Source organism: Kitasatospora sp. NBC_00039 (assembly GCF_045160625.1).
GTDB lineage: Bacteria > Actinomycetota > Actinomycetes > Streptomycetales > Streptomycetaceae > Kitasatospora.
Map to the genome: position 1 here is coordinate 7,886,925 of NZ_CP108289.1, position 14,340 is coordinate 7,901,264.

General features: G+C 73.3%; 12 protein-coding genes. 9 read left to right on the top strand and 3 right to left on the bottom strand.

Going from position 1 to position 14,340, the window contains the following annotated elements; translation table 11 throughout:
- Window positions 1-69: 69 nt before the first annotated feature.
- The 7 genes from tdh to OG286_RS34975 all read left to right on the top strand — a co-directional run bounded on the left by tdh (window position 70) and on the right by OG286_RS34975 (window position 10,796).
- Window positions 70-1,098 carry an L-threonine 3-dehydrogenase gene (gene tdh / locus OG286_RS34945; protein WP_396323688.1) on the top strand — a complete coding sequence of 343 codons (1,029 nt, stop codon included), beginning with the start codon at window positions 70-72 and terminating at the stop codon, window positions 1,096-1,098.
- 36 nt (window positions 1,099-1,134) lie between these two features.
- Window positions 1,135-2,328 carry a glycine C-acetyltransferase gene (locus OG286_RS34950; protein ID WP_396323687.1) on the top strand — a complete coding sequence of 398 codons (1,194 nt, stop codon included), beginning with the start codon at window positions 1,135-1,137 and terminating at the stop codon, window positions 2,326-2,328.
- 619 nt (window positions 2,329-2,947) lie between these two features.
- On the top strand, window positions 2,948-4,888 hold the full coding sequence (locus tag OG286_RS34955; RefSeq protein ID WP_396323686.1) for a phosphatase PAP2 family protein: 1,941 nt from the start codon (window positions 2,948-2,950) through the stop codon (window positions 4,886-4,888).
- 103 nt (window positions 4,889-4,991) lie between these two features.
- Window positions 4,992-5,903 carry a LysR family transcriptional regulator gene (locus tag OG286_RS34960; RefSeq protein WP_396323685.1) on the top strand — a complete coding sequence of 304 codons (912 nt, stop codon included), beginning with the start codon at window positions 4,992-4,994 and terminating at the stop codon, window positions 5,901-5,903.
- Between the two features lie 407 nt (window positions 5,904-6,310).
- Window positions 6,311-8,122 (top strand): glycoside hydrolase family 15 protein, encoded by a 1,812-nt coding sequence (locus OG286_RS34965; RefSeq protein WP_396323684.1) that lies wholly within the window; start codon window positions 6,311-6,313, stop codon window positions 8,120-8,122.
- Between the two features lie 112 nt (window positions 8,123-8,234).
- Complete coding sequence (locus OG286_RS34970; RefSeq protein ID WP_396323722.1) at window positions 8,235-9,125, top strand: cyclase family protein; 891 nt, start codon at window positions 8,235-8,237, stop codon at window positions 9,123-9,125.
- A 90-nt stretch (window positions 9,126-9,215) separates the two neighbouring features.
- Window positions 9,216-10,796: a GMC oxidoreductase gene (locus OG286_RS34975; protein WP_396323683.1), complete on the top strand. Its 1,581-nt coding sequence runs from the start codon at window positions 9,216-9,218 to the stop codon at window positions 10,794-10,796.
- Window positions 10,797-10,930: 134 nt separating this feature from the next.
- On the opposite strand, the gene OG286_RS34980 is transcribed toward OG286_RS34975, so the two are convergent.
- Together OG286_RS34980 and OG286_RS34985 are read right to left on the bottom strand one after the other, a co-directional pair.
- Window positions 10,931-11,215 carry an SHOCT domain-containing protein gene (locus OG286_RS34980; protein ID WP_396323682.1) on the bottom strand — a complete coding sequence of 95 codons (285 nt, stop codon included), beginning with the start codon at window positions 11,213-11,215 and terminating at the stop codon, window positions 10,931-10,933.
- 34 nt (window positions 11,216-11,249) lie between these two features.
- Window positions 11,250-11,627 carry a DUF6325 family protein gene (locus OG286_RS34985; protein ID WP_396323721.1) on the bottom strand — a complete coding sequence of 126 codons (378 nt, stop codon included), beginning with the start codon at window positions 11,625-11,627 and terminating at the stop codon, window positions 11,250-11,252.
- A 465-nt stretch (window positions 11,628-12,092) separates the two neighbouring features.
- Between OG286_RS34985 and OG286_RS34990 the strand changes: the two genes are divergently transcribed.
- Window positions 12,093-12,533, top strand: a complete 441-nt coding sequence (locus OG286_RS34990) for a hypothetical protein (protein ID WP_396323681.1) — start codon at window positions 12,093-12,095, stop codon at window positions 12,531-12,533.
- Between the two features lie 74 nt (window positions 12,534-12,607).
- Here OG286_RS34990 and OG286_RS34995 read toward each other — a convergent pair whose 3' ends face one another.
- Entirely contained in the window at window positions 12,608-13,096 is a 489-nt protein-coding gene (locus OG286_RS34995) for a gluconokinase (protein WP_396323720.1), read from the bottom strand.
- A 229-nt stretch (window positions 13,097-13,325) separates the two neighbouring features.
- Here OG286_RS34995 and OG286_RS35000 point away from each other — a divergent pair, with 229 nt between their 5' ends.
- Window positions 13,326-14,285, top strand: a complete 960-nt coding sequence (locus OG286_RS35000; protein ID WP_396323680.1) for a 2-hydroxyacid dehydrogenase — start codon at window positions 13,326-13,328, stop codon at window positions 14,283-14,285.
- The last annotated feature ends 55 nt before the right edge of the window (window positions 14,286-14,340 follow it).

Below are 14,340 nucleotides of genomic sequence, written 5' to 3' on the forward strand. Positions count from 1 at the left end.
AGCCACTCCGCCGGGCCCCGTCGGCCTGCCCACACCAGGCTGCCCCCTCGTGCGTCAGGAGCCACCGCAGTGAAGGCACTCGTCAAGCAGAAGGCCGAGCCCGGACTCTGGCTGGTGGACGTCCCGAAGCCGGTCATCGGCCCCGGCGAGGTGCTGATCAAGGTCCTGCGCACCGGCATCTGCGGCACCGACCTGCACATCCGCAAGTGGGACGGCTGGGCCCAGCAGACCATCCGGACCCCGCTCGTGCTCGGCCACGAGTTCGTCGGCGAGGTCGCCGAGATCGGTGCGGCCGTGGCCGACATCTCGATCGGCGACCTGGTCAGCGGCGAGGGCCACCTGGTCTGCGGCAAGTGCCGCAACTGCCTGGCAGGCCGCCGCCACCTGTGCCGCAACACCGTCGGCCTCGGCGTCGGCCGGGACGGCGCCTTCGCCGAGTACGTCGCCCTGCCGGCCTCCAACGTCTGGGTGCACCGCGTCCCCGTCGACCTGGACGTCGCCGCGATCTTCGACCCGTTCGGCAACGCCGTGCACACCGCGCTCTCCTTCCCGCTGGTCGGCGAGGACGTGCTGATCACCGGCGCCGGCCCGATCGGCATCATGGCCGCGGCGGTCGCCAAGCACGCCGGTGCGCGCAACGTGATGATCACCGACGTCTCCCCGTACCGGCTCGACCTGGCCCGCGAGGTCGGCGTGACGCTGGCCCTGAACGTCGCCGAGCACACCATCGAGGAGGGCCAGCAGAAGCTGGGCCTGCGCGAGGGCTTCGACGTCGGCCTGGAGATGTCCGGCCGCCCCGAGGCGATGCAGTCGATGATCGCCAACATGACGCACGGCGGGAAGATCGCCATGCTCGGCCTGCCCGCCGAGCAGTTCCCGGTCGACTGGGCCTCCGTCGTCACCTCGATGCTCACCATCAAGGGCATCTACGGCCGTGAGATGTTCGAGACCTGGTACGCGATGTCCGTCCTGCTGGAGGGCGGCCTCGACCTCAGCCCCGTCATCACCGGCCGCTACGCCGCCTCCGACTACGAGGCCGCCTTCGACGAGGCGGCCAGCGGCCGCTGCGGCAAGATCATTCTCGACTGGACCGCCTGAGCCCTCCCGAGCCTCCCCGCTGACTAGGAGTCTGCTGTGTTCGACAACGTGCGCGACGACCTCGCCGCCACCCTCGACGAGATCCGCGAGGCCGGCCTCTTCAAGCCCGAGCGGGTGATCGGCAGCCCGCAGAGCGCCGCCGTCACCGTCACCGCCGGCGGGCGCCCCGGAGAGGTGCTCAACTTCTGCGCCAACAACTACCTCGGCCTCGCCGACCACCCCGAGGTGCTCACCGCCGCCAAGGACGCCCTCGACCGCTGGGGCTACGGCATGGCCTCGGTCCGCTTCATCTGCGGCACCCAGGACGTCCACAAGGAGCTGGAGGACCGCCTCTCCGCGTTCCTCGGCCAGGAGGACACGATCCTCTACTCCTCCTGCTTCGACGCCAACGGCGGCGTCTTCGAGACCCTGCTCGACGAGCGCGACGCCGTCATCTCCGACGCCCTCAACCACGCGAGCATCATCGACGGCATCCGCCTCTGCAAGGCCCGCCGCCACCGCTACGCCAACCGCGACCTCGCCGACCTGGAGCAGCAGCTCAAGGAGACGCAGGACGCCCGGCGCCGCCTCATCGTCACCGACGGCGTCTTCTCCATGGACGGCTACGTCGCCCCGCTGCGCGAGATCTGCGACCTCGCCGACCGCTACGACGCGATGGTCATGGTCGACGACTCGCACGCTGTCGGCTTCGTCGGCCCGAACGGACGCGGCACCCCCGAGCTGCACGGTGTGATGGACCGCGTCGACATCATCACCGGCACCCTCGGCAAGGCCCTCGGCGGCGCCTCCGGCGGCTACGTCGCGGCCCGCCGCGAGATCGTCGCCCTGCTGCGCCAGCGCTCGCGGCCGTACCTGTTCTCCAACTCGCTCGCCCCGGTGATCGCCGCGGCCTCGCTGAAGGTGCTCGACCTGGTCGAGCAGTCGACCGAGCTGCGCGAGCGGCTGGCCGCCAACACGGCGCTGTTCCGGTCGAAGATGACCCAGGCCGGCTTCGAGATCCTGCCCGGCGACCACCCGATCGCCCCGGTGATGATCGGCGACGCGGCCAAGGCCGGCCGGCTCGCCGAGCTGCTGCTGGAGCGCGGTGTGTACGTGATCGGGTTCTCCTTCCCGGTGGTGCCGCACGGCCAGGCCCGGATCCGCGTGCAGCTCTCCGCCGCGCACTCCACCGAGGATGTCGAGCGCGCCGTCGCCGCCTTCGTCGACGCCCGCGCGGCCATGGGGGAGTAGCCCTCCGCGCACGGGTGCCATCGATCCCGGCACCCCGTTGGACCGCCCGCGGCCCGTCCGCCCGGAACCGGACGCGTCACGGGCCCCCGAGCCGCCGTGCGGCGGAGGCCGGACCGGCTCGCCTCCGCCGCACGGCACCAAAGCCTCCGGGATCCCCGGAGCGGTAAGGCCCGCGGCGAGACCGCCGGCTGCCGTGCCGGGGCAGGCCGTGTGCCCGGGGCGCGCCGGGCCAGGCCGGCCGGGCCACCCGAGGCCGACCGGGCGTCGACGCCGGCCGTACCGCCGAGGCCGACCGCGGCGCCGCCGCCGGCCGTGCCACTTGAGACCATCTGCCCCACCCTCCCGCCCGGGAGTGGGAAGTCGGCCCATCCGGCTTCCCACTCCCGACCGCGGATCGTGTGCGGGCCGTTTCCGCCCGTTCCGGCGCGCTCTCGCAGCTTCCGCTCCTTTCCCGCACGGCTCCCGCCCCCGGTCCCAGCCTGGTCCCACGCGGTCCCACCCCGTCCCCCGCGCGGCGCCGTTCGGGGTGCGAGGTGGCCGCCGCCGTCCGAGAGTCGGCAGGAGGGCGACCCGGCCGACCGGCCCGGGCGCAGCGGTGCGGTGCGGCGAGAGGAGCGGGATGGTCCCGACCAGGCCCGCCACCGGAGCGCGCCGGGGGCCCAGCCCCCGCACCGTCCTCACCGTGCTCTGCCCGGTGATCGCCCTCGCCGCGGCCGCCGCCGTCACCTGGACCACCCTCGGCGACGCCGCCGACGACCGGCCGGCCCTTCCACTCCTCCTCGGTACGTGGCCGTCCACCGCCACCCGGGCCGGTCTGGTGCTCACCGCCCTCGCCGCCGCGGCCACGATCGGCGCCCTGATCGCCCGCCACCCACCCCCGGGCGTGCCCGCCCCGGCTGCCGTGGGCCCGCTCGCGGCCGGCGCAGTGCTGGTCAGCGCCGACCTGCGCGGCCACCCGGTGGACGCCGTCCTCGGACTCGCCACCACCGCCCTCGTCCTGCTCGACGTCCTGCCGCGCCGCGCGGGGCACCCCGGTCCCACCTCCGGTCTCGCGCTCGGCGTGGCGATCGCGCTCCACCCCGCCCTGCTCCTCTTCGCCGCCGCCCTCCCGCGCCCCGGCCCCCGGCCGTCCACCCGTATCCGTCCCGCCCTGACCGCCTTCACGGTAGCCGTCCTCCTGCACGGTGTCGTCCGCCTCGCCGACCCGGCGCGCGCCGCCCGCTTCCGGCACCGGTTCGACGATCCGGCCGCCACCGGCGACCCCGCCAACCAGACCGCCCTCGGCGTCCTGCTCCGGCTGGGCCTGCACGGTCCGCCGCTGCTCGCCGTCTGGCTGGCGGTGGCGGTCACCGCCGTGGTGCTCGCCCTCCGCCGCGCCCGCACCCTCGCCCGCGACGGCCAGCCGCTGCTCGCGGCCGGCGTGCTCGGCTGTGCCACCCTGGTCATCGCCCCCGTCGCCGTACCCGCCGACCTCGGCTGGCTGCTCCTCGCGGCCACCGGCCGGCTCGGCCGCCGGCCCGAGGACCGCGCACTGTGGCCGGTGATCGCCATCACCGTCGCCCTGCTGCCCAGCACCATGCTCGACCCGGGGATCGAACCGGTCAGCGGCCTGCTGCTGCGCAAGGCCCCCACCCTGGTCGCCCTCGCCGCGGCCGCCGTCCTCCCGTTCCGCTTCCGCACCGACCCGCTCTGGCACCTGCGCCGCACCCCCGGCCCGCCCCCGCGCCACCGGCCCGTCCTGCGGTACCTGCCGTTACTGCCCGCGCCGCTGCGGCCGGTGTCCCGCGCGAACCTGGCACTGGAACTCCTCTTCATCCAGGTCGGCTACGGTATCTACAGCTTCATCCGCAACGCCGCCCCCGACCGCGTCGCCATCGCCACCGGGCACGCCCGCAGCATCTACGACCTGGAACGGGCGCTGCACATCGACATCGAACCGGGCCTCAACGGCTGGGCGCTGCATGCCGGCGACTGGCTGCTGGACGCGGCACAGGGGTACTACAAGGTGCTCCACTTCGTGGTGCCGCTCGGCGTGCTGGTCTGGCTCTACGCCTGGCATCCGTCCCGCTACCGCACCGCCCGCACCATCCTGTTCGCCGCCACCGGCCTCGCCCTGGTCGGCTTCTGGGGTTTCCCGCTCGCGCCGCCCCGGCTGGTCCCCGAGTACGGCCTGCGCGAGGACCCGTCCGACAGCCCCGGTGACGCCCCCTTCGGAGCCCTGACGGCGCTCTCCAACCAGTACGCGGCGATGCCGTCCCTGCACATCGCCTGGGCCGGCTGGTGCGCCCTGGTCGTGATCACCGCCACCCGCCACCCCCGGCTGCGCCCTCTTGCGGCCCTCTACCCGGCGCTCACGTTCCTCGTGGTGGTGGCCACCGCCAACCACTGGGTCCTGGACGCGGTCGGCGGCGTCGCCGTCCTGCTCGCCGGTTGCCTCGTCCAGTACGTCCTCACCGCCCGCCTCCTCACCGACCCCGACCTGCCCGTCCCTGCGCCCGCATCCGCCTCCGCTCCGGCCCCGGACGACGACCTCGCCCACCCGAGCCGCAAGGACCCCTGAGGGCCACGCCCGGGAGTGGGAAGTCAGCCCGTCCGACTTCCCACTCCGGCACCCGATGCCTCCCCCGACCCGGGGCTCCCCGCCGCGCTGGCAGAATTGGCGTGTGATCGACGCACGACGGCTTCGGACCCTGCGGGCCGTGGCGGACCACCGCACCGTGACCGCTGCGGCGGCCGCCCTCTACCTCACCCCTTCCGCAGTCTCCCAACAGCTGGCCGCGCTGGAACAGGAGACCGGCCACCACCTGCTCGCCCGCGAGGGCCGGGGCGTGCGGCTCACCGCGGCCGGCGAGATCCTGCTGGGCCACGCCGACGCCGTCCTCGCCCAGCTGGAGCGGGCCGAGGCGGACCTCGCCGCCTACTCCGCGGGCGTCTGCGGCGAGGTCACCGTCGCCTCCTTCGCGACCGGTATCTCCCTCGTCCTCGCCCCCGCCATCGGCACCCTCGCCACCCGCGCGCCCGGCGTCCGCCTCAAGGTGCTGGACGCGGAGGGGGACGCCAGCCTCCCGATGGTCCTGGACGGGCGCGCCGACCTCGCGGTGGCCGTCGAGTACCGCGGCGCACCGCGTGCCGACGACGCCCGGCTCACCCGGGTGCCGCTGTACGCCGAACCGTTCGAGGCGGTGCTCCCGCTCGACCACGCGCTCGCCGCCACCGAGGGGCCGATCGCCGTCGCCGACCTCGCCGCCGAGCCGTGGATCGGCCCGTACCCCGGCAACCCCTGCCACGACGTGGTGCTGCTGGCTTGCGAGCACGCCGGGTTCCAGCCGCGTCTGGTGCACTCCTCGGACGACTTCCGCGCCGTCGTCGCGCTCGCCTCGGCCGGTGCGGGTGTCGCCCTGGTGCCGCGCTCCGCGCTGCTGGGCGTGGACCTCGCACACGTCGCCGTCCGGCCGGTGGACAGCGCGCTCGCCACCCGCCGGGTCTTCGCGGCCGTCCGGGCCGGCGCGGACGGCCACCCGCTGATCCGCCCGGTCCTGGACGCCCTCGCCGAGGCAGCCACGGCCACCACCTGAGAGCGGACGCCCCCTGAGAGCGGCCAGCCGAGCCAGCCCGGAGCCGAGCCGGCCCGGAGTCGAGCGCGCGCCTCACCCTCTCCGCCGAACCTCCTCCGCCGACCGCAGCAGCAGCCTTCCAGCGGTTCGGCAACAGCGGCACCACCGCGAACCACCTCAAGAGCCCGAACGGCCCCACCCGACCTGAAGGGGCCGGCCCACCCCGGGCACTCCGCCTTCCCGCCGTCGCAGGGGCGTGGGCAGACAGGCGAGCTCGGCGACTCCGCCGGGAGGGCCGGTGACCAGGGCCGCGACCGCGCCAACGCCGATGACGGCACATCGACGGTCGCGGCGCGTCGCGCCCCTTCCTGTCGCACAACGCGTCGGATAGTGGACGCTGTGTAGTCACCCTTGGGGATTGGATGTTCATGGACCGCTACCCCCCGATCGCCGACCACGGTCTGGTGGGCGATCTCCAGACCGCCGCCCTGGTGTCCTCACAGGGCGTGGTCAACTGGTTCTGCTCGCCTAGGTTCGACTCGCCCAGTGTCTTCGCCGCGCTGCTCGACCACGACCGCGGCGGGTACTTCCGGCTGGCGCCCGAGCACTCGGACATGTCGTGCAAGCAGCTCTACTACCCGGACACCGGCGTGCTGGTGACACGGTTCATGTCGCCGGACGGCGTCGGCGAGGTCGTCGACTGGATGCCGGCCAACACCAGCCGCACCCCGACCGACCGCCACAGCCTGATCCGGGTGGTCCGCGCCGTGCGCGGCACCGTGCGGTTCGTCCTGGAGTGCCGGCCGCGGTTCGACTACGGCCGGGCCGGCCACGAGCTCGAACTGCACGGCAAGGACGCCGTGTTCCGCGCCCCCGGGATCGCCGGGCACCTGCAGGCCAGCTTCCCGCTGGAGCGGGACGGGGACGACGTCCGAGGAGCGGTCACCCTCAACATCGGGGAGTCCGCCGCCGCCGTGTTCACGACGTCCGCCGCCGACGGCGCGGCGCCGCCCCCGCTCACCGTGGAGGGCGTCACGGAGGGGCTGTGGGCGGCGGTCGACTTCTGGCAGAAGTGGCTGCACACCTCCCGCTACCGGGGCCGCTGGGGCGAGATGGTGAACCGCTCGGCCATCACCCTCAAGCTCCTCACCTACCACCCCTCCGGTGCACCGGTCGCCGCCGCCACCATGGGCCTGCCCGAGCAGGTCGGGGGCGAGCGCAACTGGGACTACCGGTACTCGTGGGTGCGGGACGGTTCGCTCTCGGTGCGTGCACTGCTCGACCTCGGGTTCGTGGAGGAGGCGTCGGCCTTCACCAAGTGGCTGGGTGACCGGATGCACGACCGGGCCGACCTCCCCGGCGAGCGGCTGCAGATCATGTACCGGGTCGACGGCGACCCGCATCTCACCGAGGAGATCCTGGACCACTGGGAGGGCTACCGGGGTTCGCGCCCGGTGCGGGCGGGCAACGCCGCCGCCGACCAGCTGCAGCTCGACATCTACGGTGAGTCCCTGTACGCGATGGCCGAGGGCCTGGACGTCGGAGTGGAGCTGGGCTACCACGGCTGGAAGGGCCTCGCGCGGACCCTGGACTGGCTGTCCGACAACTGGGACCGCCCGGACGAGGGCGTCTGGGAGACGCGCGGCGGGCGGAAGGACTTCACCTACAGCCGGGTGATGTGCTGGGTGGCGTTCGACCGGGGCATGCGCCTGGCGACCGAACTCAGCCGGCCCGCCGACATCCTGCGCTGGCGCGCCGCCCGCGACAGCATCCTCGAACAGGTGATGGAGAGGGGCTGGAGCAGGGCCGAGCAGGCCCTGGTGCAGCACTACGGCGGCGACGTCCTGGACGCCTCCCTCCTGCTCATCCCGCGCGTGGGGTTCCTCGCCGCGAAGAGCCCGGGCTGGCTGTCCACCCTGGACGCCATGGAGCGCAAACTCGTCTCGGACAGCCTCGTCTACCGCTACGACCCGGCCGCGTCGCCGGACGGCCTGCGCGGCTCGGAGGGTACGTTCAGCCTCTGCACCTACCTCTACGTCGACGCCCTGGCCCGGGCCGGGCGCGTCCGTCCGGCGCGCTACACCTTCGAGAAGATGCACACCTACGCCAACCACGTCGGGCTCTTCGCCGAGGAGATCGGCCCGAGTGGTGAGCAACTCGGCAACTTCCCACAGGCGTTCACCCACCTGTCGCTCATCATGGCGGCATCGACCCTGGACGAGGCCATTGACCGGCAGTGACAGCGTGACTGATCCGCGGCCGGGGCAGCCGGAGCACGGGAAGCGGGAGCACGGGAAGCCGGGGCACGGGCGGGGCAGTGGCCGCCCGCAGAGCAGGGCCGCGTTCGACGAACTGTACGCACGCCTGCGGGAGTCGGCGGCCGGTGCACGGTCCGACGGGCGCGGAGCGCCGGCAGCCGTCACACCCGCGACGGTCCGTGCCGCGGCGGCGGAGGTCCGCTCCGGCCGGACCGTCACCCTCGCCGCACCGGTCGAGACCCGCGCGGCCCCCGACAACCCGCACCCGGCCGGCCACCGGCTCACCAGCCGCCCGGAGACCGAGGCTCCGGCCACCGGGCTCCACTTCGCCACCGACCACTTCTCGATGCACGTCCACGGCGACGCGGACAGCCACCTCGACGCCCTGTGCCACGTCGTCTACGACGGCACCCTGTACGGGGGTGTCCCCGCGCGCACCGTGACCGGGGAGGGCGCCACCGCCCTGTCCGTCGAGCTAGTGCGGGACGGCATCGTCGGCCGCGGTGTCCTGCTCGACATTCCGCGGCTGCGCGGCGTGCCGTGGCTGGAGCCGGGCGACCACGTCACCGCCGACGACCTCCGGGCCGCCGAGGCCGCGCAGCGCGTGCGGGTCGGCGCGGGGGACATCCTCCTCGTCCGGGTCGGCCACCGCCGCAGGCGCGTCGAGACGGGGCCCTGGGACGCGGCGAGCAGCCGGGCCGGGCTGCATCCCGCCGCCGTGGAGTTCCTGGCCGAGCGCCGGGTATCCGCGCTGGGCAGCGACGGCAACAACGACACGGCCCCCAGTCTCACCGAGGGCGTGGACTTCCCCGTGCACGTCCTGGGCATCCACGCCCTCGGGCTCTACTTCATGGACTACCTGCAGTTCGAGGACCTGGTGCCGCTCTGCGAGGAGGAGGGCCGCTGGTCGTTCCTCTGCGTGGTCGCGCCTCTGCGGCTCCCCGCGGCCACCGGTTCGCCCGTCAACCCCATCGCCATCCTCTGACCGACGGTCCGGCCGCCGGCCCGCACCAACCCGCACCGCACCGCACCAACCCGCACCGCACCGCACCGACCCACGATCCGAGGCGACCCCATGGCAGCCACCGAGCACTACGACGTCATCGTCATCGGCACCGGAGCAGGCGGCGGCACCCTCGCCCACCGCCTCGCCCCGACCGGAAAACGCATCCTGATCCTGGAACGCGGCGGCTACCTGCCCCGCGAGCGGGACAACTGGGAGTCCACCGCGGTCTTCGTCAAGGGCAAGTACCGCGCCCCCGAGTTCTGGTACGACAAGCACGGCGACCGGTTCCCACCCGAGGTCAACTACTACGTCGGCGGCAACACGAAGTTCTACGGCGCCGCGCTGTTCCGCCTGCGCCCCGAGGACTTCGGCGAGTTGCGGCACCACGGCGGCATCTCCCCGGCCTGGCCGATCCGTTACGAGGACCTGGAGCCGTACTACACCCAGGCCGAGCACCTGTACCTGGTGCACGGCCACCACGGCGAGGACCCCGGCGAGGGGCCGGTGAGCGCCCAGTACGCGTACCCGCCGGTGCAGCACGAGCCGCGCATCCAGCAGCTCAGCGACGACCTGGAGAAGCAGGGTCTGCACCCCTTCCACCTGCCGATCGGCGTGAACCTCACCCAGGACGGCGACGGCCGGGCGACCCACACCAGCGTGTGCATCCGCTGCAACCGGGTCGACGGATTCCCGTGCCTGGTACAGGCCAAGGCCGACGCCCAGGTCATCTGTGTCGACCCGGCCCTGGAGCACGAGAACGTCACGATGGTCACCGGGGCGAACGTCCGCAGGCTCGAGACCGGGCCGACCGGCCGCAGTGTCGACAAGGTGGTCGCCGAACTCGCCGACGGCACGGTCGCGGAGTACTCCGCCGACATCGTGGTGGTGGCCTGTGGGGCCGTCAACTCGGCCGCTCTGTTGCTTCGTTCGGCGAACGACCGGCACCCGGACGGTCTCGCCAACAGCTCGGGCGTGGTGGGGCGCCACTACATGCGGCACAACAACCTGGCGCTGATGGCGGTGTCGAAGGAGCCCAACGACACGCAGTTCCAGAAGACCCTCGCGCTCAACGACTGGTACCTGGGCGCGGACGACTGGGACTACCCCCTCGGCGGCATCCAGATGCTCGGCAAGTCCGACTCCGACCAGATCAAGGGCGAGGCCCCCCGCTGGGCCGGACTCGCCTCACCCGACATGCCGTTCGAGGTGCTGGCCCACCACGCGGTGGACTTCTGGCTGTGCGGCGAGGACCTCCCGCACCCCGACAACCGCGTGACCCTCGACAGCGACGGCGACATCCACCTCGCCCTGGACGAGAAGAACAACATCGAAGGGCTGAAGCGCCTGCAGCACAAGCTCCAGAAGATGCTGGGCCACCTCGGCATGCACCCCCACCACCTGCTGCCGCACAGCCTCTACCTGCACAAGGGGATGCCGATCGGCGCCACCGCCCACCAGGCCGGCACCGTGCGTTTCGGCACCGACCCGCAGGCCTCGGCCCTCGACACCGACTGCAAGGCCCACGACCTGGACAACCTCTACGTCGTCGACACCAGCTTCTTCCCGAGCATCGGTGCGGTGAACCCGTCGCTGACGGCCATCGCCAACGCCCTGCGGGTCGGCGACCGCATCGCGGATCGCCTCCGCTGAACGCGCCACGGCGCCGTGTTGTCGGCTGCGCGACGGGGACGGCGGTCATGGCCGCCGTTCCCGCAGGACGGTCCGAGCGCAAGGCCGGCGCCGTGGGCCCGACAGCTCCTCGTTCCGCCGGGCCCCGCGCGTGCTCAGGAGGCGAGGATCCGGGCCTTCTGCGTCTCGAACTCGGCGTCGGTGAGCACGCCCTGGTCCCTGAGCTCACCGAGGTCCTTGAGCTGGGCGATCTTGCTGCTCATATCGGCGGCCGGTGCCGGTGCCGGTGCCGGCGGGGCCTCGGCGGCGGGCGGGGGTGCCGCCTGCGTCTCCTGCTGGGCCCAGCGGCCGGCCTGGCGGCGGGAGACCCGGTTGGACACGGCGGTTGCCGTCCCGGCGATGACGGCCGTGCGGGCGACGCCGCGGAGTAGGCCTGGCATGGTGTTGCTCCTCTGCTGGACCGACCCGGAAGGGTCAGGCCTGAGTCTCGGCGCTCTCGAGGGCTGCCAGCAGTTCCTGGACCGGGATGCGGCCGTTGGCGACGAGCCGTCCGCCGCCGCGGCGGACGGCTGCGGCGAACGGGGCGGCCCAGACGTTCTCGTAGACGAGGATGCCGGCGGAGCTGCCGGGCTCCAGGACGCCGCTCACGTCGTCGATCTCGTCCTGGCCGAGCAGGCCGGAGGAGATGCCTTCGAACACGGCGAGGTCGAGTTGGCCGTCGCCGGTCAGGTCGGCGAGTTCGACGCCGACGACCGACCCGTCCGGTTCCTTCCGGACGAAGATGAGATCCAGGATCCGGATGATGCCCCGATCGACCAGGTCGACGAGCAGGGGCAGCCCTTCCCCGTTCATCCGGCTCCCCGGGAACTCGATCACCACGTAGTCGATGGGTCCCGGTTCGTCGGGTTCGGTCGCTTCGGTGCTCACATCGACTCCTCATCGGGTCCGTCCGACCCGGGCCCGGACATCCGGGCTCGGCGCCGGGAACTGTTCCGCACCTGCCGCCGGGCGGGTTGCGTGCTGCCGGACTGCGGCCGAAGTGCTGCCGGAGCAGTGCGGACGGTCGGTTCGGTACGCACGGTCATTTCATCAGCGGGTGGCCACCGCCGCATCTCGGGTCTGCCTGGCGGCCCTGACACGACGCTGCCCTGACACGACGCGGCCCTGCGCCTCCGCTGTCCCGCGCCCCGCGTCCCGCGCCCCGGCGGCCCCCAGGTGGTACGGAGCGCGGTATGGACGTCGTCGTGGAACGCTGGAAGCGGAGCCGCCGGCCGGTCGTTCGAAAGGCCGGGCGGCTCCCCGAACCAAGGAGGCCCCATGGCCGGCAACGTCAACCAGCCGCAGCCCGGGCAGGTCACCGCCGATACCTCGCGGCATGCCCTACGGTCAGGCTGGATCGTTCTCGCCGCCGTCCTGATGATCTTCGGCGGAGCCATGGCGATCTTCGAGGGGATCGCCGCCATCGCCAAGGACGACCTGTTCGTCAGGACGGCCAACTACACGTTCCGGTTCAGCCTGACCAGTTGGGGCTGGATCCATCTCATCCTGGGCATCGTCATCCTCCTGGCCGGCTGCGCCCTGTTCACCGGGGCGGTGTGGGCGCGTGCTGTCGGTGTCGTGCTCGCCGGCCTGATCCTGATCGCCAACTTCCTGTGGCTGCCCTACTACCCGTTCTGGGCCATCGTCCTGATCGCCGTCAATATCTTCATCATCTGGGCCCTGTGTGCCGGATCGCTCCGGGACGCCGGCAGGCCCTGAACCCTGACGAACCGTCCTCGCCGGCCCGTCACCGCCGACGGCGCGCCGCCCCGGAGTGCGCGGCCCGCACGGCGTCACGTCCCGAAGCGGGCGGTGGCGGCGAGGACCTGCCCGAGGACGGCGGCGGTGTCGGCGTCCGCGTCGACGGTCAGTCCGGGTTCGTCGGCGCCCAGCGGCTCAAGGGTGTCGTACTGCGACTCCAGGAGGCCGGCCGGCATGAAGTGCCCGGCGCGGCCGGCGATGCGGGCCCGCGCGACCTCCCGGTCCAGCCTCAGGTACACGAACCGGACGCCCGGGCCGGCGGCGCGGAGAACGTCCCGGTACTCGCGCTTGAGGGCTGAGCAGGTGACGACGCCGCCCGTTCCGAGGCAGGTCGCGTCCCGGATCCAGTCGGCGAGGGCCCGGAGCCACGGCTCGCGGTCCTCGTCGTCGAGTGCGTGTCCCGCCGCCATCTTGGCGATGTTCGCGGCCGGGTGGAAGTCGTCGCCCTCCACGAAGGGCACGCCGCGCCGCTCCCCGAACAGCCTCCCCAGGGTGGTCTTGCCCGAGCCGGACACGCCCATGATCACGACGATGGCCGGTGCTGGTCCGGATGTCTCCACGGCGTCTCTCCCGGGTTGCGCATGAGCCGGACGGCCCTTGCAGGAGATCATGCGCGCAGTTCCACCGGGGCGGCGCGACGGCGCGGCCGTGCGGGTCCACCCCGGCTCCGGCAGCTCAGCGCGCGGCCGGCCGCACCGAACGGCGGGCCGGGGGTTTGCCCCGGTGGGTGATCGCTGTTGAGATCGCCTCATGAGCATCCCGAACGCGGTGCCCGGCGGCCCCCCGGCCAGGGTCCTGCTTCCCTACCCGCTCGCACAGGTGGGCCTGCGCCCGGAGGTGGCGTCAGTGGTGTGGGACGGCCGGGGTGACGGCCCGCCCCAGCGGGTGCTCGACGAGGTGGAGTTCTTCGTCATCCCCTACACCTGCACGTCGGCCGCCGTTCCGCTGCTGGCCCGGATGCCCCGGTTGCGGGTCGTGCAGAGCCTCTCGGCGGGAGTCGAGGAACTGCTTCCCGTCCTGCCGGCGGGTGTGGTGCTCTGCAACGCGAGGGGTGTCCACGACGCGAGCACCGCCGAGCTGGCGGTCACCCTCGTCCTCTCCTCGTTGCGCGGAGTCCCGGGCTTCGTCCGGGCGCAGGACGCCGACGCCTGGGAGGGCGGCTCGTTCGCGTCGCTCGCCGGCCGTACCGTGCTGGTGGTCGGCCACGGGTCGATCGGTGCGGCCGTCGAGGAGCGGCTCGTGCCCTTCGAGTGCGAGGTTCTGCGGGTGGCCCGCACTGCCCGGACGGCGGCTCGCGGGCCGGTGCACGCTCTCGCCGACCTCCCGGACCTGCTGCCGCGCGCGGATGTCGTGGTGCTGACCGTCCCACTCACCGACGGGACCAGGGGGCTGGTCGACGCGGCTTTCCTCGCCGCGATGAAGGACGGCGCCCTGCTGGTCAACGTGGCCCGCGGTGCCGTCGTGGACACCGGCGCCCTCCTCGCCGAGCTGCAGGGCGGCCGGTTGGCCGCGGCACTCGACGTGACCGACCCCGAACCGCTGCCCGCCGGCCACCCCCTCTGGCGGGCCCCGAACACCCTGATCACACCCCACGTGGGGGGCAACAGCTCCGCCTTCCTGCCCCGGGGCCTGCGCCTGATCCGCACCCAGCTGGAGCGGTTCCTCGCGGGCGGCCCGCTGGAGAACGTGGTGGCCCGGCCGGGTGACTGACCGGCGCCCCCCGCCGGCTGCGCGCTGAGCCGTCGGGGGGACAGTGGCGCGCCGC